The organism is Spirochaeta cellobiosiphila DSM 17781 (genome assembly GCF_000426705.1).
In the GTDB taxonomy this organism is placed as follows: domain Bacteria; phylum Spirochaetota; class Spirochaetia; order DSM-17781; family DSM-17781; genus Spirochaeta_E; species Spirochaeta_E cellobiosiphila.
This window is the reverse complement of record NZ_KE384556.1, coordinates 130,455-152,925: the sequence shown is the minus strand read 5'-3', so window position 1 is coordinate 152,925 and position 22,471 is coordinate 130,455. Positions and strand designations below refer to the sequence as shown.

Below are 22,471 nucleotides of genomic sequence, written 5' to 3'. Positions count from 1 at the left end.
TTTCAGGCTCTCTACCGTTCTAAAAGTAGATGACAATGCCTAACATCCCTTGATTGCCTAAACCAAGATCCAGGAGCCAACCTTCGTCTTCCTTAGTTGTTTTGGTATTGTTATCGGTTGTTGTTTTTTTGGTTGGCCATTCAAATATCATAGCTAACTGATACTCTGCAAACAGAGATACATTATCCAGTACTGTAAGCTCTCCACCTAGAATAGGCCCAAAAGTCACCTTGTCCATAATGTCTTCTGTCCAGTTGGTACTATCTGTTTGGATCTTTTCACTACTGTGATCATAGCATAGACCAAATCCTGTGTAGGGAGAGACACGTCCTTCCTTGAAGTGCCATTCAAAAGTCGTTCCTAAGCCCCAACCTTGTTCACTGATTCCTGGATCATTGTCTGTTGAATAATCGAGGAGAAGATGAGCAGATGTCCTTAGGGCCATGTTTTCATATAGCCACTTGATTCCCAGACCACCTTCATAACCTTCCAGATCTAAGGATATGTCAGATGTGCTAAACAAAAAGCCTGTTTCAATTTTGCTTGTATCAATAGCGGCTAAGGGCCATATAAATAATAGACTAAGGGTTAACGTAACTAAATATTTTTTATTCATAGTTTTACCTCGAGTATTAATGTAGCACAGTCGATAGGGAAAATTAAACAAATTTATTAAAAACCAATACGTCTTGAGTCCTTCTATTTCCTATTCTAGAATAGCTTGGATAGTAATTAGTTTAAGGAGCTGAATGGATGAATAATTTTCAATACTACGCACCCACTGAAGTTGTGTTTGGCAAAGATACAGAAAAACATGTTGGGGAATCAATAAAAAAATATGGTGGAACAAAGGTGCTTGTTCTCTACGGCGGAGGAAGTGTTGTCCGTTCTGGTTTACTAGGGAAGATAAAAGCATCTCTTGACTCTTCGGACCTCTCTTATTGTGAGTTGGGTGGGGTTGTTCCTAATCCCGTTCTCTCAAAGGTTTATGAAGGCATTGAGCTCTGTAAAGATCAAGGTGTTGACTATCTCCTTGCCATAGGAGGAGGGAGTGTCTTTGATACGGCCAAAGCTATTGGGTATGGAGTGACTAACGAAGGTGATGTCTGGGATTTTTATGCTAAAAAGAGAACACCTCAAGGTTGCCTTCCTATTGGAGGAGTCTTAACCATTGCTGCAGCAGGAAGTGAGATGAGTAATTCTTCTGTTATTACCAAGGAAGAAGGACAATTAAAGAGAGGATGTAACTCCGATTATAGCCGTTGCCAATTTGTGATAATGAATCCTGAACTGACCTATACGGTCCCCCCTTATCAGACGTCAGCTGGAACTGTGGATATAATGATGCATACCTTGGAAAGGTATTTTTCCCCTGGTTTGTCCATGGATATTACGGATAGGATAGCAGAGGGTCTCTTAAAAACTGTTATTCATTATGGAAAAGCACTTATTGACAATCCCCAGGATTATAATGCCAGGGCAGAAATCTTATGGGCCTCCAGTTTATCCCATAACGGATTAACAGGATGTGGTGTCTCTGGAGACTGGGCCTGTCATCAACTGGAACATGAATTAAGTGGTATGTTCGGCGTGACCCATGGAGCTGGATTAGCTGCCATCTGGAGTAGTTGGGCCCGTTATGTTTATAAGGAAAACCCTCAACGTTTTGTTCAGTTAGGTACGAATGTATTTGGTTTGCCCCTTAATTTATCTAATCCTGAAGCTGGCGCTCTTGATGCAATAAAGGCTATGGAAGACTTTTTCCATTCCATTAATATGCCCATCAGTATAAAAGAAATGGATATAGAAATACGAGATGATCAAATCAAGGAACTAACTCAAAAATGCAGCTTTGATAAGACCCGAACAATTGGAACTTTTAAAGTATTGCAAACACAGGATATGGAAGCTATCTATAGATTGGCTTCCCAATAGTTAATGATAGACTCATATGAGGTCGTGGTGGACATAACATTTAAGTCAACAAATATGGAATCGCTAAATAGGGAGTATCAGCAATTAGCTGCTTTAATTCAAGAGCAATTTCTAGACCAGATAAAGGAAGCCCAACAGAAGAATGATAGCGCTCTTGTTGAAAGGCTTAGTCGTCAACTACAGGACAATATCGAAAAATTATCCACGACTTTTCAGTCAAAGCATAAAGCTCTTTATAGTGAAATCCTTATTTATCAAAAGGATTTATGTTCTCTGAATTTGGATCGAGTTGTGTATGAGGGGGATAGAGATTATTTGCTTGGTTTTGAACAAGATCCGGACTTGGGATTGGCCTTGCGCCAAAAGGAAGACGTAATTATCTCCTTACAACCAAATAAGAAGAGATTAGAAGTAAGTGTGAGATTAACTTCGGAATCCTCCCCGGATATATATAAAATAGGGGAGAAGTGTAGGGATATCCTCGGCTTTAAAAGGGATATAGAGTTATATGTCTACGAGGACGAAAAAATGCGAGCTTTTTCCTATCTTCTGAAGGACAATAATGTACATATCTTTCTCTCTTCTGGTCTATTGGAAAAGCTTAATCATGCGGAACTAACAAATGTTATAGGACATGAATTAGGACATGCCCTATTCTCCCACCATAATTATCCTACTGAATACTTGATGGAAATTGGTATTGATTATTTATCCTCTTTCCAAAGGATGAAGCTATATTCCTGGAGAAGAAGTGCAGAAATAAGTGCTGATCGTATAGGTTTGTTATGCTGCCAAAACTTGAAGGCCGCATTTAGTAGTTTTCAGAAACTGTACCCAGATGCTATAAGAGCTTCCAGGAGCTTTAACATAAGGGATATCTCTCCGCTGATAGGTGATAATACATCCAATGAAGAATATTGGTATTATACTCACCCCCTGATTCCCATAAGAATCAAAGCTCTGGATTTGTATGAAAAGAGTCAAGTATATAGGCAATTGTCAGGGCAGAAGGGCGGGAGCCTCTCTAGAGATGATATGGAGAAGGATATAAAACAAATGCTATCTCTAATGGATCCCCCCTTATTAGCTGATGAGTCTGAATTTCCCGATCTTATTCAAAAGTATACCTTTCTAGCAGGATATATCCTATTAAGAACTTCTCATAGAAGGGAAGACTTCAAGCTTCAGTCTCTAAAATCATTAACAAGCGAAGAAGTATTTACCTCCACCCTTAAAGCTTTTGGAGACAAAGATAAAGAAATCATCGAAGCAGAATTAAGAAGTTTGTCTTCCACTATGAATATTATATTGTCACCTGTACAAAAGAGAAACCTTCTTCTTGAATTGCTGCCTATTTGCTCCGTGGAGGATGAAATAGATAGAAAAGTCATAAAAATGTTATATGATTTATCCTATATGCTTCAGATAGACTCTGAGTTTATTGATCGGGTCTTAGCGGATGAGGCTAAGATTTAGTAAGTTTTCTTTGCCAAAGGAACTGTTAATGCTGTGCTATTTGCTTGTGTTAACAGTTCTTTTTTTATGAAAATCCTCTTGATTTACTGTGTTATGTGAACTTTAATGAATAATTCCAGATCATATTAAAGGACTGATATTCATGGCAACAATCAAAGACATAGCACAAAAGGCAGGAGTTTCTGTTAGCACCGTATCCTATGTTATCAGTGGTGCCAGACCTATATCTGATAAAGTAAAGATCAAAGTGAGAGCGGCCATGAAAGAGCTGGGTTACATGCCCAATCCTATGGCCAGAGGACTGGCAGGGAAGAAAACCAGAATATTAGCATTAATCATGAATCCTCCAGAACGGGGTATGGGGATGACTGAAATGGAATTGATTACCAAAGCTGCTGAGGCGGCTCGGGAGATGAATTACCACCTTGTTCTCTTATCTGAGAATTTTGAAGACATCAGTCAGCTTGAAGAAATCATTGATCAAAGGTTATTTGATGGTTTTATCCTTTTTGAAATCTACGAAAATGATAAAAGGGTGGAATTATTTCAACATAAGAGCATCCCCTACATTCTGATTGGGCAATGCGAAAAAGCCCAGCCAAAGAATGTTGTCGATATAGATTTTGAGAAAATGTCCATCGATTGTCTGGAGTATCTAGCTAAGGGTAAGTTCCACAATATACTCTTTATCAATCAGTCTCAGGCTGTGGCTGATATTGGATATGGACCGTCTGTCAAGGTTCCTTATTATCTAAAAAAATATGCTCAACCCAAAGGTATGAGTTTTAGTGAACGACATGCTCATTCAAACAAAAATGATGGATACCAGGTATTTAAAGAAGCCTATCAGTTGAATCCTCAAATAGATATCGTTCTTATTATGAATGACAAAGCCATTCCCGGGGTCATAAAAGCCATGAACGAACTGAGCTTACATATCCCCCATGATATATCCTTGATCACTCTTCTGAGTTCTCAACAAGTGACAGAATTATTTAATCCTTCCCTAACCTGTATGGAAATCCCCAGTAGGGCTCTAGGTTATATAGGCATTAAACATCTCATTCAAATGATTGAAGGAAAAGAAATTATAGATAAGCCTATCCTTGTCCCTTCCTCTATTAAGCTCCAAGAAAGCACTCCTGTTATCAATTAACATTAATTGTTGACAGATTTTGAAAGAGGGTTTTATTCTTAATTGAAACGTTTCGATGATTCGAGGCGAAATTAATACAGTGAGGGTATATGTATGGCTAAAACAAGATTCACTGTCCTAATGTTTCTCTGCATTTCTTTAGGTTTTTCCCTATACGCTAATGGTTCCCAGGAAAGCAGTAATAGCTTTCAGGTGTGGCACTATGAATCAGAAACAGGAGCTATGGGTAAAGCATGGGCAGAGGCGATGCGACAGTTCGAAGAAACACATCCTGGTGTAACGCTGGATTTTGAAGAAAAAGGTTTTGAACAAATCAGACAAACAGCAGGAATGGTTCTTAATTCAAAAGAAGCACCTACTATATTGGAATATAACAAAGGTAATGCCACCGCTGGACTTTTATCCAGTCAAGGATTGCTAACGGACTTGTCCTCTGTAGCCCAAGAAAGGGGATGGGATGATATTCTTGGCTCCAGTTTGGCATTAACTAGCCGTTATTCTGATGGGGTCATGGGTTCTGGTAATCTGTATGGCGTTACCAATTATGGGGAATATGTCATGGTCTACTACAACAAGGACATGTTCAAGAAACAAGGGGTGAAAGTTCCTAAGACTTTAGCTGAGTTTGAAGCAGTGATGGATAAGTTTGCCGCTTCCGGGATTACTCCTTTAGCCACTGCTGGTGCCGAATATCCTGCTCAACAAGTATTCTATGAATTGGTCCTGAGCCAAGCCAATACAAAATGGCTTCGTTCTTATCAGCTTTATGAAGGGGATGTTAATTTTAAAGGTAAAGAGTTCACCTATGGCGCTAATAAGATGGTGGAATGGATGGACAAGGGGTATATGAGTCCTGATGCTGTAAGTATGAAAGCAGAAGACATGGGCTTAGCTTTTGAAGGAGGAACCAATCCTATCATGATTAGTGGTAGTTGGTGGTTCGGTCGGTTTATGGAAGAAATCACCGACTTTGATTGGGGAGTCTTTATCTTTCCCGGTAATCAATTTCACCCAGGTTCCGGTGGTAATCTCTGGATTGTTCCCGAAGGAGCCAGTAACAAAGAACTAGCCTATGATTTTATTGACATTACCTTACAACAGGATGTTCAGACTCTATTAGGAAATGCTGGTGGTATTCCCATTAATGCAGATCTTACCCAAATCAAAGATCCTAAAATTAAGGAATTAATAGCAGGCTTTAACGCCATCATTGACAAAGATGGATTGGCTTTTTATCCCGATTGGCCTGTGCCAGGTTACTATGACACCCTTGTAGCGGAAGTTCAGAACTTGATGAGTCAAGACAAGTCTGTCGATGAAGTTCTCTCAAGCTTATCAGAAGCTTACTATAATCGTTAATTCATTTAATCCTTCCCTTTGAATGAAAGGGGAAGGATTCTGTACTAAGGAATATTATGCCAACAAAAGACATTAACCGTGGATATTATTATTTTCTCATACCTGGTCTTATCTTATTCCTTTTAATCATAGGAATTCCCTTTCTCATGAATATAGGAATAAGTCTAACCAAGTGGAATGGAATTGGAAAAATGGAGTGGGTCGGTTTAAGCAATTATAAAGCCGTCTTAACTGATAAAATATTTTGGGCTTCTTTTAGGAATAACGTGGCTATGATATTTTCTGTCGTTGTTGTTCCCACTTTGGGAGGCCTTATGTTAGCTGTACTCTTATTTGATTATGTGAGTGTCAAAATAAGCCATAGCTTAACAAGTGTACTAAGAGCAGGATACTATCTTCCCCAGATATTACCTGTAGCTATTGCCGGTGTGGTATGGGGATGGATCTTGAATCCAAATTATGGAGCCTTAAATTGGCTTCTCGATAATGGTGGTCTTTCTCAGTTTACTCACAATTGGTTAGGGGAGAAAGCAACCGCCCTTCCCAGTGTCATGATGATTATGATCTGGTTTCAATTGGGCTATCCTTTAGTTATCTTCATGTCTGCTATGCAGAGGGTAGATCCGCAAATCCTGGAAGCTGCCTTGATTGATGGAGCCAATTGGTTTCAGCGTTTTAAGATTATTATGGTTTTGATCTTTCCAGAGATAAGTGTGGTCGTCCTTACGACAACTATCCATGCTTTAAAGATTTTTGCTCAGATCTTCGTATTAACAAGAGGTGGTCCAGGACATGCCACCTTAGTTCCTTCTTATTTTGCTTATCAGAACTTCTTTGAAAAAGCCAAAGTTGGATATGGTTCAGCCATATCTACTGTTATGACTACTTTGATATTACTCCTGACTTTAGTGTTTATCAGAATACAGTTCAAGCAGGAAAAGGAGAGTGGAGTATGAACCAGGTCAGCTTAATGGGAACTATCTCTAAACTAACGAAGTTAGTGACTGTTCTCTTTTTACTTCTTCTCTTATTTGTGATGCTCTTTCCTTTTTTAATAGTGATCATTAATTCGATCAAAACACCCGCAGAATATGCCGCCAATGGTCCAATGGCTTTGCCTCACGAGATCTACTTTGGTAGTATAATTGCCTTTTGGCAGAGGGTTAGTTTTCATGAAAAGTTGTGGAATAGTTTGGTTATTAGCCTCTCGGTGGCTGTGTTTGCTGTGCTTATCTCCATGTTGAATGCCTTTGCTTTGGGAATTGGAAAAGTTAAAGGGCGATACTTTTTCTTAATCTTTTTTATCATAGCTAATACATTGCCCCATGAATCTTTGGTTTATCCTTTATATTATCTGACTAAGGGTATAGGACTCTATGATACCAAAACAGCTGTTATCATCATCTTTACGGCTATACAAGCTGCTTTTGGAACCTTCCTTTTGACCAATGTATTTCATTCTTTTCCCACTTCCTTAGTAGAAGCCGCATTGGTTGACGGGGCTAGCAAGCCTAAAATACTCTTCAGTATCGTGGCCCCTATCTCAGCACCCAGCTTGTCTGTGTTGTTCACTTTTTTCTTTATATGGACATGGAATGAGTTCTTTCTCCCCTTGATATTACTCATATCCAACAGCAATCAAACGGTCCCTATTGCTATATCACTTACCCAGGGCCAACACAATATGGATGTTACAACTGCCAGTGCTTCTGCCCTGTTGGGAATGTTACCCTGTCTCATTTTCTTTATTTTCTTTCAAAGGACATTGAGCCGTGGAATCACCGCAGGAAGCATCAAATAAAGCATTGCAAAAGGAGTATGTATGAAATTTACTGAGGGCCAATGGCTCATTAAAAGTGAGTACAACACATTACGGTTGGCTACTGTCTTTGATAGCCAATTTGATGGTTCTAAATATTCTCTTTATGTCTCATCAAAACCAATAGAGACAAGAGCTAATACCATAGATCAAGGATCATTAACCTTCGAAATAGAAGCTCCTATTCCTGAAGTGTTTAAGATACGTATATATCATCATAAAGGAACTAGTGATTCAAAGGTTCACTTCACCCTAAATACAGAAGAGAAGGGTTTATTGGAATGTCTGCCTGGTGAACATGTGGATGTTCTTAAAAACGGTAAGGCAGAAATCCATATTAATAAGGATGATGTGGACTTATCTTTTTATTACGATGGACAGTATCTCACTGGTTCGAAAAGTAATTATAGCTATTATCATGTGAATAGGGAAAACACACCCTTTATGGTTCATCAATTGGGTTTAACTGTCGGAGAATCCATATATGGTTTAGGTGAACGTTTCACTCCTTTTGTCAAGAATGGACAAGTGGTTGATATGTGGAATGAAGATGGGGGTACCAGTTCTCAAATATCTTACAAGAACATACCTTTCTATCTGTCCAGCCGTAAATATGGAATATTCGTGAATGAACCGGGCCTTGTCTCTTTTGAGGTCGGTTCCGAGAATGTACAACGAGTTCAATTTTCGAAGGAAGGGGAGAGCCTTGAATATTACTATATGCCTGGAAAGGATTTAAAAGCCGTACTTAGCCGTTATACCTCCTTAACCGGTAAACCTCCTGTGCCTCCTTTCTGGTCTTTTGGACTTTGGCTGTCCACTTCCTTCACTACTAACTATGATGAAGCTACGGTAATGGGCTATATCGATCGAATGGAAAAGGAAAATATCCCCTTATCTGTCTTTCACTTTGACTGTTACTGGATGCAGGAATTCCAGTGGACGGACTTCATCTGGGATAAAAGGACCTTTCCTGATCCAAAGGGTATGCTAGGTCGTATTCGAGATAGAGGTATACATACCTGTGTTTGGATCAATCCCTATATTGCTCAAAAGTCCCGACTCTTCGATGAAGCAGCCCAGTTAGGCTATCTTTTAAAAAAGCCTAAGGGAGATGTGTGGCAATGGGATCGTTGGCAAGCGGGTATGGGCATAGTAGATTTCACTAATCCTAAGGCCGTTGAATGGTATCAAAAGTATCTAGGGGAATTAATAGATATGGGTGTGGATACCTTTAAGACAGACTTTGGGGAACGTATCCCCACGGATGTGGAATACTTCAATGGGGCTGATCCTCAATTGATGCATAACTATTATCCCTACCTTTATAATAAAGCTGTTTATGATTTGATTGTGAGTAAGAAGGGCGCCGAGGAAGCGATGGTTTTTGCCCGCTCTGCCACAGTGGGAGGACAGAGCTTTCCTGTTCACTGGGGAGGTGATTGTTGGGCTACCTATGAATCCATGTCAGAAAGCTTGCGAGGAGGATTATCTCTTTGCCTAAGTGGCTTCGGCTATTGGAGCCATGATATTGGCGGATTTGAAGAAACAGCAACTCCTGATCTGTATAAGAGGTGGTGTGCCTTTGGTATGTTATCCTCCCATAGCCGTTTACATGGTAGTACTTCCGTAAGAGTTCCGTGGGCCTTTGATGAAGAAGCCTGTCGAGTTCTTAGCTTTTTTACCCATCTGAAGTTAGCTTTGATGCCCTATCTCTACGGCCAAGCCTGGAATACTTCCTTGCACGGTCATCCTATGATGAGAGCTATGGTCTTAGAATATCCTGATGATCCCTTATGTCATAATCTAGATAGGCAATACTTCCTTGGGGAAAATCTCCTTGTAGCTCCAATTTTTAATGCAGAAGGAAAGGGGTCTGTGTATCTACCACAAGGACGCTGGACGAATTACCTTACAGGTGAAGTTGTAGAAGGCCCTGTCTACAGACAGGAAGTTCATGACTACTTTAGCCTTCCCTTATATGTAAGAGAAAACAGCATCATTCCTACTTTCTCTTCTGATGACACAACTGAATATGATCCCAATGAAGCTATCACTTGGAATGTGTATGAATTGGAAACAGAGGGGGAAGCTCATATTAGGAGTACAGCAGGAGAGAGTCTTCTCAGTCTGTCTGTGAAAAAAGAAGGTTCAACCTTGGTCGTAAGTAGTCCAGGAAGCTTAAAGAAGGGAGATATTTTGCTTCACAATATCAAATCTGTGCACAATAAGGATTTGGATACGGAGCTAACGCCTAAAGGATTGCTTATTAAAAATGCCTTAGAGATTAAGGATTTCACTATAAAACTATAGTCATAATCAGTGTTTTGTACTGGTGAAATAGAAATTAGAAGGCCCTTCTAAACTAATTAGAAGGCTCTTCCAAAAAAGTTAGAAGGCCCTTCTAAAGTTGTTAGATGGGCTTTCTAATATGTTTTTCTAGTGTTAAGAATTGTTTAATGTGCCTACAAAATTAGGATTTTATACCATTTGAATGGGTAAGATTTTATTTAGCAGAAAGAAAAAGCCCAGAGTAAATGTATATGTCTAGACTTTTATTTTCTATAAGATTAGAAGCTATCCGTGGGATTACCATTATAGTTAATGGTTCCATTGGTATTTCGATTAGGAAATGTAGATCCATTTTGTATTTGTACTGCATTTAGCATTAATGCAGCATTTTGACTTGCTATAATTTCTTCTATAATCTTTGTACTTAATAGTAATAGGCTTATTAGGTTTGGCTCTGCATCAATATTTGTTTGAGTTGAATAGTTATTCGTTGTAACGTTATCAATTCCATTGGATAATACTTCTTTTGCAAATATTAATTCATCATTTTTATTAAATATATATTTTGTGTAACTTGTTACGTACTTACTCATTATACTAGCTTTTGTAACACCCGATACGTCTAAACTTAGGTTGGGATATTCAGCAATATTAACATCACAAATATACATAGGTAATATTCTACTATAAGATGATTTGTTTTCTTTTTTAATGGTAATCTTGGAGGTAATCCCTTCTGTTGATTTTATATTGATAATAATACTATTCCCTTCAATAGTAGGAATTAGTTTATATAGTTCTACTTGATCTGTTGAGTACAATAGTAACCCATTAAAATTGTTATTGGGGTTTTCGATAATGCTATAGTAACCAATTGTCGTACCTGAAGTTTCATATATCCTTAACAGATCATCCTTTTCAAAAGCAACTTTATCGATATCGATAGCAATAAGGTCATTGTATATATCATTAAGTCTTTTATTTGCCCATGTACTAGGTTTCGTTGTCGATATTGTTGAGTCCAATGTAATCGTAGTGATACTAAAACAACTTGATAATAGTAAAGCTGTTAAAGATATTAAAAAAAGTTTTATTTTCATTTATCTTTCCTAATTTTAATTTGAAGCAACGTTTTAATTAAATCTTTTTACACTATCAATATGCTTCTTATTGATTGGTATCTAAAAATTACTTTTAAAGAAATAGTGTTATAAAACCTTTTTTGAGTAAAAAGCCCAGAGTAAAAATATACTGTCTGGACTTTTGTTTAAATAAGTAGTTAATCAGAAGTTATCGAAGGGATTACCGTTATTATTTATAGACCCATCATTGTTGAATGCAGGATTTGAGGTATTGGGTGAGTTATATGGGGCTGAAACTCCTGACCCCATACCTGTCGTTATATCACTTATTAAATTAGTGCTGATTAAAAGTAAACTTACTATTTCTGGATCATTGGTAATATGGGATTGAATAGAATAGCTATTATTTACAATGTCATTAACACTTTTAAGCAATACCTCTTTAGCAAATAATAAGTCTCCTTCATTAGTAAACACATATTTCGTATTTCCTGTTACATCTAAAGATCCAAAGCTAGTATTTACCACATTCGATGCACTTAATTCTAAATTAGGATATCCCTCTAGGGAAACTTGGCATATATAGTTAATAATGACCTTTCCAAAGGATGGCTTAACATCACTTTTTACGGACATCTTTGATACAATTCCTTCTGATGAGCGAATATTAATAATTATACTAGTTCCTTGTATAGTAGGTATTAACTTGAAAATTTCTACTTGGTCTTTGTTGTAGAGGATAGCCCCATCGTAGTCATTATTAGGATTCTCAATTTTCTTGTAATATCCGAGAGTAGTCCCTAATTCGTCATAAATCCTTAATAACTCGTCCTCTTCAAAAGCAACATCATCCCATTTAATACTAATAAGATCACTGTAAGTGTCAGCTAATTCTTTGGTATTTACTACTTTACCATTGGCAGAAGAGGAAGAGATTCCTGTGGAAGGTATAAGTAGGCTCGCACAACTTGATAACAATATAACTGCCGTTATAGCTAGCATATAAAGTTTGAACTGCATTTTGTCTTTCCTTATGATATTTTGATGGCATATATTAGTTAAATACTTTTACATAATCAACATAGTTGCCTTGTCTATCTATAACAATTCCCTAAAGCTATTGATCCTCGGTTCCTCGTACTCTGTATAAATGTTTCTATAATCATAGAGGAGTGTGCCCATTTCTATGGCTTTGGTGCCTTCCTGGTATTTGTCCATTTTATCCCCAACCATAAGGCAATCCTTTGGTTCTAAAGGTTCCTCATATCCACGATTATCTCGGAAGGGGAGAGTCTGTTCCCATGGGGTGATAAGCTCTTGCACAAGGGAGGCCCGGGGGATTTTAAATCCTACCAGCTCTTTAAGAGCTGATAGCAGGTTATCTTATGATACGGTCCTTTTCTTCTTCAGGAGAACCTCCTAGGCAGTAGAGACTTGTATGGCCTCTATCAAAGAAAACAGCTTTGTAGTGGGAGACATTAATATCCAGGTTCCTAGCTAATTATTATCAAAGTGACTTAAATATTTACTCAGAGAACGGGACATTTCCTTGGCAAAGTCTGACATATATTTGCGCTTACAAAATGCTTTCATGTATTCATCAAAGTCACTTTCTTCTCCCTTCCACTGGGTAAACATTTGTCTTAACTTATCAGAGCTTAAGGGTTTATAGGTATTTTTCTGTACAATAAACTCCTTATCAACTCTTTTTGGTTTTTGTCTTTTTTTCTGTGTCTCTGTTGGTTCCCCATACACTAACATAGCAGCTGGGACCACAAAAGGATCCAGGTTAAGTAGTTCTACTAATTTTTCCTGTTGTTCATAGATATCTCCTATATAACAAGATCCTATACCAAGAGATTCTGCGGCAACGACTGTATTCTGTGCGGCAATGTTGGCATCGGAAAAGGCTAATAAGAGATCTCCATATCCGGGATTACGGCACTCCGCACCGGCTTCTTTGTAAGAATCAAGCCAGCGTCTACAGTCTGCAAGAAAGACTAAGACATATGGGGCTTTTGCAATAAAGGCCTGGTTGTCACAAAGGGTGGCTAATTCTTCCTTAATCGTTGGGTCTTCGATTTCTAATATGGTGTAGAGAAGCTGGTTCCCTGCAGTGGGAGCTTGAAGGGCGCTATTGATGATGGCGTCTTTTTCTTTTTCTTCTAACTGTCTATCTGTATAGACTCTTGTGGATTTTCTATTAAAAAGGGATTGGATAATGGGATTCAAACTTTACTCCTTGTTATGACCTTTAACAATAATTAGAAGGTATAAAATATACCTCAATTAAAGAGATGATGAGGTATATTGTAGGTTAATCGCATTGTTAAGGGAAGGTAATGAAACTAGTCTTTACTCCTCATGGTGTTAGCATTGAAGAGCAGCTCTTGGCTTTTAACAGTCCTATCAACGAATGGGAAATGGTCTTGGGACCTTGTGATCGATATTATTCTGAGGACCTTATCATGATTTGGGATCAATTAGGTATCTCCTGTCTGGTTCATGATGAAAATCCTTCCAAATGTTATCAGTTAAGTGTAAAACTATCAGAGGAACAAGTTGTTGATATTGATCCCATGTTCAGCTTTGATGGAATAGTCCAAATCCATGACCATATAATTGATTTCTTGGACAAAGACAGTTCCCTGGCTCTATTTGAGATTTTTGATAGTAAAGGGGGGCATTTTTATAATTCCATTGATTTAGGAGAGTATTCGTTAGTTCTTGTGGTGGATGAGTGGAAAATAGAGTCTTTAATCTATTACAAGAGAAAAAAAGATACCAACCAAGCATAGAAATGTATTCACTGATGAAATAAATATATCGCAAGGAAGCTTTATTAAGTTATCCATTCTGTGGTGCCTTTGTTTTTAGTTATGTAGTTTGGCAGTAACCTTTCTTGCTGTATTGATATTTCTAATGGTCATATATTTATACAGCTTATGGGATACCAGTTTATTCAGATGGCTTTTGTTATAGTTGTCCCTTTGGACATTCCAATAGAGGGCTCCCGGAGTGTATCTAAGGTTAATATAGTCCTTTTTAATGGGAAGTTGATTGAGAATCTCCTTGTCATCATATTCAGGGAAGAGATAGGCTATATCTGTTTTCTGGACTTTGTCATTAGTCCATTCTGTGGGAATAACATCTATGATTTGATCCATTTCTGTTGAAGATTTGATTAATGTTGGTATGGGGAAATTATAATGCAGAGCAAAAGCCTCAGTAAGGATTGCTTGTATCTGCCCTATTGATTCTGTTGGGGAAGTAAAAAGGATATTCCCTGAATTAATGTAACTACTAACTTCAGTGAAATGGAGAGAGGTGAAGAGTTCTTTTAACTCTTTCATATCCACTTTGTGATTTCCTCCCACATTTATTCCTCTTAGGAGGGCAATGTATCTCATGGCTTTATTATAATATAAGGATAGATAATATGTCACGTTCAGAAAGACTTATGCAAATATTAGAACAACTTAGATTACAGCCTTATGGTCTTAGAGCTCAGGATCTGGCTTCTTCTATGAATGTAAGTTTGCGTTCCATATATAGAGATGTGGCTACTCTTCAAGCACAGGGCGTTCCTATTGAAGGGGAAGCTGGTATTGGATATGTACTTAGAAGTGGTTACTTCCTTCCTCCTTTAACTTTTACCACAGATGAGATCGAATCCTTAGTCCTGGGAATTCGCTGGGTCCTGGAACATGGTGACAGTTCCCTTAAGGAAGGAGCGCAATCTTCTCTGGCTCGTATTAAATCTGTATTACCGGAACATTTACAGAAACAAATAGCCGCATCTACACTTTTGATTCCTTCTGAAGAAAAACCTCTTATCAATGACCATTTGATGTTAAGACTACGTCAAATCATTCAAAAGGAAAGGAAGCTTAATATCCTATATAGGGATTTGAAGGATCAAGAATCCCAACGTTGCATTTGGCCTTTCGCTATCGCTTATTTTCGGAATGCTTATATCCTCATGGCTTGGTGTGAAGAGCGTGCTGACTATAGGCACTTTCGTATTGATCGCATTCAATCTCTGGGGTACTTAGGAGAAAAATATCCTAAAACCAAAGCTGATCTTTTGAGAACTTGGCAAGAGAAGATAGGAATAGATGTAAATAAATACAAATTGTTTTAAGTCTACTGACAGAAACTGTCACTTCTTATTTGTAGGATATCCATAAATTCAGATTAAGGAGATCCTATGTTTACTGTTGAATCTATCGTCTTATATGTAAATGATATAAACGCATCAAAAAAGTTTTATGAACAAATTTTAGAAGGGGAAGGTCTTGTCCTGTCCCCAACCTTTGTTTCTTTTAACCTTAGTAATTTGAGCCTCGAATTAAAAGAGAAGGGTAGCAACATCCCTGAAGTGACTGTTACTGGCGGAGGTGCTGAAATCTGTATTAAGCTGGCTAATATTGAAGAATTAGAACAAGTCTATAAGAATTGGCTGGCCAGTGGTATTTCTATGCTTCAGAATATTACAGATGTTGTCTATGGCCTAACTTTTACGGCATCCGATCTTGACGAACATAGAATCCGTGTCTTTGTTGAAAAATGATATCAAAACATGGGGGAGGGGTAACTCTTCCCTTTAACATTCCAGTTTTGTTAGGAGGTTTCTATACTCCTGTTCATCTTTATCCTCCTTTAGAAAATGGCTGAACTTAATAAGTTTGTTAGCCCAATAGATGCCCACTTCTTTAGAGGATTTGATCAGATACTTTAGAATAGATTCTTCCACAGGTGGAAAAAAATCCCGATCTTGTTTGTATTTGTCTTCTAAGGCTGTTGAGAGATAAGGGGCTACTTGTTTTTCCACTTGAGTTATGAGGTCCTGAATCACTTGTTGTGCATTGGATCCATCTTTTTCTACCCACCATATATCTGTTCGCTTTCTCTCAGCTCTATTGGGGAGGGAAGCACGTTCGCCTGTTTGATCAATGCCGCAGGATAGGAACATTCCTCCCTCACTGGGCCATCTTCTGGGAAGCTTAATTCGGCCATCTCTATCGAGCTCATCACTATCATATAAAAAGCTATAGTAGGGCTCCACATGACAATAAAAGGAGGAAGAGGGCCATCCTGTTGATTGAGAAAAGGTCTTTCCCACGGTTTTGATTTGGAAACGGTAGATCAGTTTGTCATCCCATTTGTAGCTGTTTTTTACAGTTAATCTTTCAAAACCAAGGTTTTTTAGTACAGGATAAAGGTCTTTCTTAATTAATTTATTAAGTTCTTTCATCAGCTTTTACCTCGTAATTTTATTCTAGCATACAGTTCTTTCTTATCCTATAGTTGTAAAACCTTGTATAAAAGTTGGTGTTACTTAAATTTTTGAGGAGACAAAGTTGGAAGATAAACGTAATATTTTAAGAGAGGATAAACCATTTTCCTATAACATAATAAAGGATCAGAAAGCACAAGTCTTCTATAAGGGAAAGCTTGTGATGACCATCAAATCTGAAGAAGTGAACAAGTTGTTAGTTCTGAAAAATAAGGCTGATGAGTATCAGATTCAGCTCTTTCTTGCGAAAATTACCGGGCAATTTAAGCATGGAAACGAGAGATAAAGGAATCTAATGTTAATTATCTTGACAATGTTGATAAAGTAAATCATATTTCATGACATTATTAGGAGGTTGTTAGTGATATTTAATTATTCAATCACATGGGTAGTTCTGTTTGTCCTACTGCTTGTAGGGATATTCTTTACCAAAAAATCATTACATCTTAAGTTTTCTATACGAGTATTTGCGGCATTAATTCTTGGGGGAGCCTTAGGATTAGGTTTGTTTTTTTTCAGCAATGAAGCTGTAGTAGATAGTACGAGAAGATGGTTTTCTCTTGTTGGATATGGTTATGTTGACTTATTAAAGATGCTTATTGTTCCTCTTGTCCCAGCGAGCATTATTGGTGGGTTACTTAAGCTTAAGGACCAGCAAGAGCTCAAAAGTTTAGGTGGACGGACTATTGGATACTTCCTAACGACTGCGACCATTGCTAGTATTCTGGGTATTATAGTAGGAACTCTTTTTCATTTAGGTGTGGGGGTGTCTACAGATCAACTTCCATCACGGGAAAGTAATACTGTTGTGAACTTGTTCACACAATTTAGAGGATTTATTCCTGCCAGCCCTGTTAAAGCTGCTGCTGATTTGAATATGATACCACTTGTTGTTTTTGCATTGTTTATCGGTGTTGCAGGAGTTATTGAAAGTGGAAAGGATAAGGATAAAGTAGAGCCTTTTAGAAAGTTTTTAGAATCTTACTTGACCATTATTATCCGTGTCACAAAAATGGTTATTGCCTTGACTCCCTATGGAGTAATTGGTCTTATGGCTTATTGGATGTCCTATACTGGTTTAGGTGCTTTGGCAGACCTGGGCTTCTTTGTTATTGCTATAATTGTGGCTTGCGCCATCCATGTCTTTGTTGTGTATAGTTCCTTTCTTTTCTTTGGCGCTAAGGTTAATCCTTTGAAGTTCTTTAAGGCCGCAACTCCTGCCATGATGTTAGCCTTTACATCACGGTCTAGTTTAGGAACTCTGACATTAACTGTTGATACTATGAAGAATCGCTTAAAAGTGTCACCCGGTATTGCTAACTTTGTAGGTCCTATTGGTGCTGTTATGAATATGGATGCCTGTGGAGGTATCTTTCCTGCCATGGTGTCTATCTTTGCAGCCAATGCATTCAATATTGATTTGACTATTGTTCAATATGTTCTCATTGTTGTTGTCTCCATTATTGCCAGTGTGGGAAGTGCTGGTGTTCCTATGGGTGCTACTGCTTTTACCATTGTGACTTTGACCACTGTTGGCTTGCCTGTTGAAGCTATCGGCCTTGTTGCGGGTGTTGACTTCCTCGTTGATATGTTCCGAACGGCTACTAATGTCACAGGGGATATGGTTATTTCTGTATTAGTTGGTAACAAGTTGGGTGAGTTTGATAGGAAGAGTTTTAATGAACAGGAATTAGAATCAGCCTAATCCAGAAGAGGGAGAGCTTTTTATTAGCTCTCCTTTTTATTTAAAATATAAAAAGTTATCATGCAGCACAGGAACATCATTAAACTAGTTGTTTTAACAACCAGACTTCCTGTAATGCCAATATCCTGCCTATTTTGTATAGATTCCAGAATCCTTATCACCCAATTAAAGCTTTACAAACCATGCGTTTCATATTATATAAATAATTAGACGTGTCTAATTATTTTGAGGTTATTAGGAGAATGTATGTTTGAATCTATACTTGCTCTGGTTATATTTCTTCTTCTAGTCCTTCTGGGTGTTCTGTTTTTCAGACATGAGAAGGGTTGGTTCTGGCAATTAAGAAAGGGTTTAGCCTTGAATGATAGGGTTCGTATGGAAGATGCCCTTAAGTATTTTGCCAATTGTGAACTTGAAGGAGATATCTCCAGTATAAAAGGTACGGCTGCTGTTTTGAATGTTTCCGAGGCGGAAGCGGGACGTATTGTTACAAAGCTTATCAATCAACAGCTTTTGATGATGGATAATTCCCAATTTAAATTAAGTCCTGATGGTTTGTCCTACGGCTTGCGTATGATTCGAGCCCATCGTTTGTATGAAACATATATGGCTGAGTATTCGGGCTATAAGGAATCAGAATGGCATGAAAAGGCAGATTTTGCTGAGCATAAACTAACTGAAAAAGATATCGAAACTATAGAAAAGGAACTTAACTATCCTATACTGGACCCTCATGGTGATCCTATTCCGAATGCTCGGGGAACAATGAAGAGCTATGATAATGTTCTATCAATGAACGATTTATCTAATGGACAGGTCGGTGTAATTGTGCATTTGGAGGATGAACCAAAGGAAGTGTACAGCCAATTGACTGCTGAGGGCCTTTACCCTGGTTTAGAAGTTCATATCATCGATAAAGATAGTCGCAAGATCAAATTCTGGGCTGGTGATGATGAGCATATACTATCCCCTATATTGGCATCTAATGTTCATCTCAGTAATGTTTGTGATATCCAGGATAGGGAAAAAAAGAAGAAAATCCCTACAAAGGACTTAGCGTCCTATGCTCAGGGAGCATTCTGTAAAATCATAGGTATATCTCCTAAAATTAGTGGTACAGATAGAAGACGGTTGATGGATTTGGGTTTTTTGCCAGGTACAGTTGTTGAGAAAGAACTAGTTAGTTCCTCAGGAGATCCGATGGCTTTTCGGATAAGAGGAACACTGATTGCCATTCGGAAAAACCAGGCTGAACAGATTATGGCTAGTGATTATGAAGAAGAACCTAAAAAGGAGGTTATCCTATGAGTTCTAAAGAGAAAATTATCCCCGGGACACCCGATGCTTGTGCTTCTTGTCCAGCCTATTCCTCTGAAGGATTAAAACGTTTAGGCGTCAAGATGGATGAAAGTGATTATGTTGTCGCTTTAGCAGGGAATCCCAATACTGGAAAAAGTACTGTTTTTAATTCTCTAACCGGGTTACGCCAGCATACTGGTAACTGGCCTGGTAAGACTGTAAGTCGAGCTGAGGGGGCTTTTAGCCTTGATGGTGCTAAATATAAGATTGTAGATTTGCCTGGAACATACTCTTTATTGGCAACAAGTCTTGATGAGGAGATTGCTAGAGATTTTATCTTATTCGGGAAACCTGATGTAACTATAGTCGTAGTGGATGCAACAAGGTTGGAAAGAAATTTAAACCTTGTTCTTCAAGTTCAGGAGATTACCAATCATGTTATAGTCGCCTGTAACTTAATGGATGAAGCTAAGCGTCATGGTTTAGTTGTTGATACAAGAAGTTTGGCAAGAGATCTTGGTGTCCCGGTTATTCCCATGTCAGCTCGTAAAAATGAAGGTGTTCCCGAGTTATTGAGTACCATAGCACAAATGGCCAAAGGTCAAATAGAATCAAAACCTTTTAGAGTTAAATATGAGACGCCCCAGATCAAACATGCTATTGATGAGGTGACGGAACAAATACATAAGGATTATCCTGATATTCCCAATCCCCGTTGGGTTGCTGTTAGGGTATTAGATGGGGATGCCAAAATCATTGAAGCTCTCCGTTCCGGTGAGTTAGGTGATCTAAACAGGGGGGATACTTCAGACCGAAGTCACCAAATACAAGTGATAGGACATCAGTAATGAGTAGTGATAATTTTCAGGCTCTATTAGATAAAGCAGATAATCTTCGTTGGGAATTGGGTAATAATTTCCATGAGAAGGTAAGTGAAGAATTGTATCGTAATGCGACAAAAATTGCGGACAAAGCCGTAACTCGTCCTGATGAAAAACCTCGTTTTTACATTGATAGGACAGTCGATAAGATCATAACCAGCCGGGTTTGGGGTTTCCCCATTATGATATTAATGTTAGCGGCTGTCTTTTGGTTAACCATCAGCGGGGCCAATGTCCCTTCTGGTTTATTGGCGAATCTCTTTTTGGATAAAATCCATCCTGCATTAAAGAGTCTGGCACAGATAATAGGAATGCCCTGGTGGTTAAGTGGATTTTTGATTGATGGTGTGTATATGGCAACCGCTTGGGTCATAAGTGTCATGCTTCCCCCAATGGCTATATTTTTTCCTCTTTTTACTTTATTAGAGGATTTAGGCTATCTTCCCAGAGTGGCTTTTAATCTTGATTCCATGTTTAGTAAAGCTGGTGGACACGGTAAACAAGCTTTAAGTATGACCATGGGATTCGGTTGTAATGCTGCAGGTGTTGTCGCTACCAGAGTGATTGATAGCCCAAGAGAAAGGTTAATCGCTATTATTACTAATAACTTCGCACTTTGTAATGGTCGATGGCCCACACAAATATTAATCGCATCCTTATTTATCGGGGCTATGGTTCCTCCCTTATGGGCAGGGGTTGTGTCTGCTGGTGCTGTTGTTGCTGTAGCTCTTTTAGGGGTCTTCCTGACTTTTTTAGTTTCCCTGTTTCTCTCAAAAACAGTCTTAAGAGGTGAGAAATCGACTTTTAGTCTTGAGCTTCCACCTTATCGTCCACCACGGATTTGGCAAACCTTATATACTTCTATCATCGATAGAACCATTATTGTCCTTTGGAGGGCCATTGTTTTTGCCGCTCCTGCGGGTGCTGCTATTTGGCTGGTGTCTAATATTCATATTGGTGGAGAAAGCATTGCTTTACATTTGATTAATTTTCTTAATCCTCTGGGATTAGTTCTTGGACTTAATGGAGTGATTCTTCTCGCTTATATTGTGGCTATTCCGGCTAATGAAATTGTGATCCCAACGGTATTGATGTTAACAGTTCTTGTCACTGGCGTTAATGGGGTTGGTGCTGGTGCTGGTGTCATGTTTGAATTAGATTCTCAAAATACTATGATGAGTTTGTTCCAAGCAGGAGGATGGACATTGCTAACCGCTATAAACTTAATGTTGTTTAGTTTAATTCATAATCCCTGTAGTACAACGATCTACACAATATACAAGGAAACAAAGAGTAAGAAGTGGACTGCATTAGCAGCTTTATTGCCTTTAGCTATGGGTTTTGTTGTTACCTTTGTTGTCGCACAGGTATGGAGACTTATAGTTTAATGTGTTCTGAAATCCTTGATTTTTCTATATTAGAAGGGAGTGAGGACAGAGAGCCTCACTTCCGGGTTCGTGACCAGAAAAAAATTAGTTCTGCTATGGAAGAGTATCTTCTTTTGATTTTTGATCTCAGTGATCAAACCTCAGGACGTATCATGAGAGTGAGTACCAAGCATATTGCAGACAAGATGAATGTCAAACAATCCTCTGTCACCTCCATGTTAAAAAAGATGGCAGAAGTAGATCCTCCTTTGGTTGAGTATCAGAAACACCAAGGTGTGATATTAACGACAGCAGGAAGAAGGGAAGCTTTACAGGCTCTTAGGAATCATCGACTTTTAGAGTTATTCTTACATGACATCATGGGCTTTGCCTGGGATGAAGTTCATGATGAAGCTCTACGGCTTCAACATGCTATATCGCCTCACTTCACCAATAAGATGGCTGAGCTTCTCGATCATCCACAGTTTGATCCTCATGGGGCCCCTATTCCCGATGAAGATTTATATCTTCCTCCTCAACATAATATTCGTCTTCTCCAAATGAAGCCAAATCAATTATTACGGATAACAAGCGTTCCTGATGATAATCCTCTATTGCTACGTCATTTAGATGAGGCTGGTTTACGTCCCGGTTCTGTGTGTCAGATTGCTCAAATTAATGAAGACTCTAAAACTATAGAGTGCATTATCGGACAGGAACATGAGGCCAAACACGTTCTTCTTGATTGGAATCAAGGTTTGTCAATTACAGTTGAATTGGCTTTTACCTGATTGACTGATA

The 22,471-nt window shown here is 38.4% G+C and carries 23 protein-coding genes; 16 read left to right on the top strand and 7 right to left on the bottom strand.

Annotated features, from left to right (window positions below):
• Nucleotides 1-19: 19 nt before the first annotated feature.
• Nucleotides 20-616, bottom strand: coding sequence for an outer membrane beta-barrel protein (locus K345_RS0113365; protein WP_028974593.1), 597 nt, complete (start codon nucleotides 614-616; stop codon nucleotides 20-22).
• A gap of 137 nt (nucleotides 617-753) precedes the next feature.
• Here K345_RS0113365 and K345_RS0113360 point away from each other — a divergent pair, with 137 nt between their 5' ends.
• The 7 genes from K345_RS0113360 to yicI all read left to right on the top strand — a co-directional run bounded on the left by K345_RS0113360 (nucleotide 754) and on the right by yicI (nucleotide 10,058).
• Nucleotides 754-1,935: an iron-containing alcohol dehydrogenase gene (locus tag K345_RS0113360; RefSeq protein WP_028974592.1), complete on the top strand. Its 1,182-nt coding sequence runs from the start codon at nucleotides 754-756 to the stop codon at nucleotides 1,933-1,935.
• A gap of 27 nt (nucleotides 1,936-1,962) precedes the next feature.
• Entirely contained in the window at nucleotides 1,963-3,411 is a 1,449-nt protein-coding gene (locus tag K345_RS0113355) for a M48 family metallopeptidase (protein WP_028974591.1), read from the top strand.
• A 142-nt stretch (nucleotides 3,412-3,553) separates the two neighbouring features.
• Complete coding sequence (locus K345_RS0113350) at nucleotides 3,554-4,567, top strand: LacI family DNA-binding transcriptional regulator (protein ID WP_028974590.1); 1,014 nt, start codon at nucleotides 3,554-3,556, stop codon at nucleotides 4,565-4,567.
• Nucleotides 4,568-4,660: 93 nt separating this feature from the next.
• Complete coding sequence (locus K345_RS21075) at nucleotides 4,661-5,926, top strand: ABC transporter substrate-binding protein (RefSeq protein WP_037572443.1); 1,266 nt, start codon at nucleotides 4,661-4,663, stop codon at nucleotides 5,924-5,926.
• A 56-nt stretch (nucleotides 5,927-5,982) separates the two neighbouring features.
• The gene (locus K345_RS0113340; protein ID WP_028974589.1) at nucleotides 5,983-6,882 is read left to right on the top strand and encodes a carbohydrate ABC transporter permease; all 900 of its coding nucleotides are present in this window, start codon (nucleotides 5,983-5,985) and stop codon (nucleotides 6,880-6,882) included.
• Nucleotides 6,879-7,727, top strand: coding sequence for a carbohydrate ABC transporter permease (locus tag K345_RS0113335; protein WP_028974588.1), 849 nt, complete (start codon nucleotides 6,879-6,881; stop codon nucleotides 7,725-7,727). The genes K345_RS0113340 and K345_RS0113335 overlap by 4 nt, the downstream gene beginning before the upstream one ends.
• Before the next feature lie 21 nt (nucleotides 7,728-7,748).
• Complete coding sequence (yicI, locus tag K345_RS0113330; protein WP_028974587.1) at nucleotides 7,749-10,058, top strand: alpha-xylosidase; 2,310 nt, start codon at nucleotides 7,749-7,751, stop codon at nucleotides 10,056-10,058.
• Nucleotides 10,059-10,315: 257 nt separating this feature from the next.
• Here yicI and K345_RS0113325 read toward each other — a convergent pair whose 3' ends face one another.
• From K345_RS0113325 to K345_RS0113310, 4 genes are all read right to left on the bottom strand, one after another.
• On the bottom strand, nucleotides 10,316-11,137 hold the full coding sequence (locus K345_RS0113325) for a hypothetical protein (protein WP_028974586.1): 822 nt from the start codon (nucleotides 11,135-11,137) through the stop codon (nucleotides 10,316-10,318).
• Between the two features lie 183 nt (nucleotides 11,138-11,320).
• Complete coding sequence (locus K345_RS0113320) at nucleotides 11,321-12,139, bottom strand: hypothetical protein (RefSeq protein WP_028974585.1); 819 nt, start codon at nucleotides 12,137-12,139, stop codon at nucleotides 11,321-11,323.
• 78 nt (nucleotides 12,140-12,217) lie between these two features.
• A complete protein-coding gene (locus K345_RS23675) occupies nucleotides 12,218-12,352 on the bottom strand; it encodes a hypothetical protein (protein WP_281169326.1) in 135 nt (44 codons plus the stop codon).
• 264 nt (nucleotides 12,353-12,616) lie between these two features.
• Nucleotides 12,617-13,351 carry a nitroreductase family protein gene (locus K345_RS0113310; protein WP_028974583.1) on the bottom strand — a complete coding sequence of 245 codons (735 nt, stop codon included), beginning with the start codon at nucleotides 13,349-13,351 and terminating at the stop codon, nucleotides 12,617-12,619.
• Between the two features lie 110 nt (nucleotides 13,352-13,461).
• On the opposite strand from K345_RS0113310, the gene K345_RS0113305 reads away from it, so the two are divergent.
• Nucleotides 13,462-13,917, top strand: a complete 456-nt coding sequence (locus K345_RS0113305; protein WP_028974582.1) for a DUF7738 domain-containing protein — start codon at nucleotides 13,462-13,464, stop codon at nucleotides 13,915-13,917.
• A 75-nt stretch (nucleotides 13,918-13,992) separates the two neighbouring features.
• Here the strand turns inward: K345_RS0113305 and K345_RS0113300 are convergent, their stop codons facing one another.
• Entirely contained in the window at nucleotides 13,993-14,529 is a 537-nt protein-coding gene (locus K345_RS0113300; protein ID WP_028974581.1) for a DUF1697 domain-containing protein, read from the bottom strand.
• A gap of 29 nt (nucleotides 14,530-14,558) precedes the next feature.
• Here K345_RS0113300 and K345_RS0113295 point away from each other — a divergent pair, with 29 nt between their 5' ends.
• Complete coding sequence (locus tag K345_RS0113295; protein WP_028974580.1) at nucleotides 14,559-15,263, top strand: helix-turn-helix transcriptional regulator; 705 nt, start codon at nucleotides 14,559-14,561, stop codon at nucleotides 15,261-15,263.
• A gap of 66 nt (nucleotides 15,264-15,329) precedes the next feature.
• A complete protein-coding gene (locus K345_RS0113290; protein WP_028974579.1) occupies nucleotides 15,330-15,692 on the top strand; it encodes a VOC family protein in 363 nt (120 codons plus the stop codon).
• Between the two features lie 33 nt (nucleotides 15,693-15,725).
• On the opposite strand, the gene K345_RS0113285 is transcribed toward K345_RS0113290, so the two are convergent.
• Nucleotides 15,726-16,376, bottom strand: a complete 651-nt coding sequence (locus tag K345_RS0113285) for a hypothetical protein (protein ID WP_028974578.1) — start codon at nucleotides 16,374-16,376, stop codon at nucleotides 15,726-15,728.
• A gap of 106 nt (nucleotides 16,377-16,482) precedes the next feature.
• Between K345_RS0113285 and K345_RS0113280 the strand changes: the two genes are divergently transcribed.
• The 6 genes from K345_RS0113280 (at nucleotide 16,483) to K345_RS21065 (ending at nucleotide 22,461) form a co-directional block, all read left to right on the top strand.
• Nucleotides 16,483-16,704, top strand: a complete 222-nt coding sequence (locus K345_RS0113280; protein ID WP_037572440.1) for a hypothetical protein — start codon at nucleotides 16,483-16,485, stop codon at nucleotides 16,702-16,704.
• A gap of 75 nt (nucleotides 16,705-16,779) precedes the next feature.
• The gene (locus tag K345_RS0113275; protein WP_245584628.1) at nucleotides 16,780-18,123 is read left to right on the top strand and encodes a dicarboxylate/amino acid:cation symporter; all 1,344 of its coding nucleotides are present in this window, start codon (nucleotides 16,780-16,782) and stop codon (nucleotides 18,121-18,123) included.
• 246 nt (nucleotides 18,124-18,369) lie between these two features.
• Nucleotides 18,370-19,431, top strand: a complete 1,062-nt coding sequence (locus K345_RS0113270; protein WP_028974575.1) for a metal-dependent transcriptional regulator — start codon at nucleotides 18,370-18,372, stop codon at nucleotides 19,429-19,431.
• Nucleotides 19,428-20,270, top strand: coding sequence for a FeoB small GTPase domain-containing protein (locus K345_RS21070; RefSeq protein WP_053228302.1), 843 nt, complete (start codon nucleotides 19,428-19,430; stop codon nucleotides 20,268-20,270). The genes K345_RS0113270 and K345_RS21070 overlap by 4 nt, the downstream gene beginning before the upstream one ends.
• Nucleotides 20,270-21,691 carry a nucleoside recognition domain-containing protein gene (locus tag K345_RS0113260; protein WP_028974574.1) on the top strand — a complete coding sequence of 474 codons (1,422 nt, stop codon included), beginning with the start codon at nucleotides 20,270-20,272 and terminating at the stop codon, nucleotides 21,689-21,691. The genes K345_RS21070 and K345_RS0113260 overlap by 1 nt, the downstream gene beginning before the upstream one ends.
• Nucleotides 21,691-22,461 carry a metal-dependent transcriptional regulator gene (locus tag K345_RS21065; protein ID WP_053228301.1) on the top strand — a complete coding sequence of 257 codons (771 nt, stop codon included), beginning with the start codon at nucleotides 21,691-21,693 and terminating at the stop codon, nucleotides 22,459-22,461. Before K345_RS0113260 ends, K345_RS21065 begins: the two co-directional genes overlap by 1 nt.
• Nucleotides 22,462-22,471 lie beyond the last annotated feature (10 nt).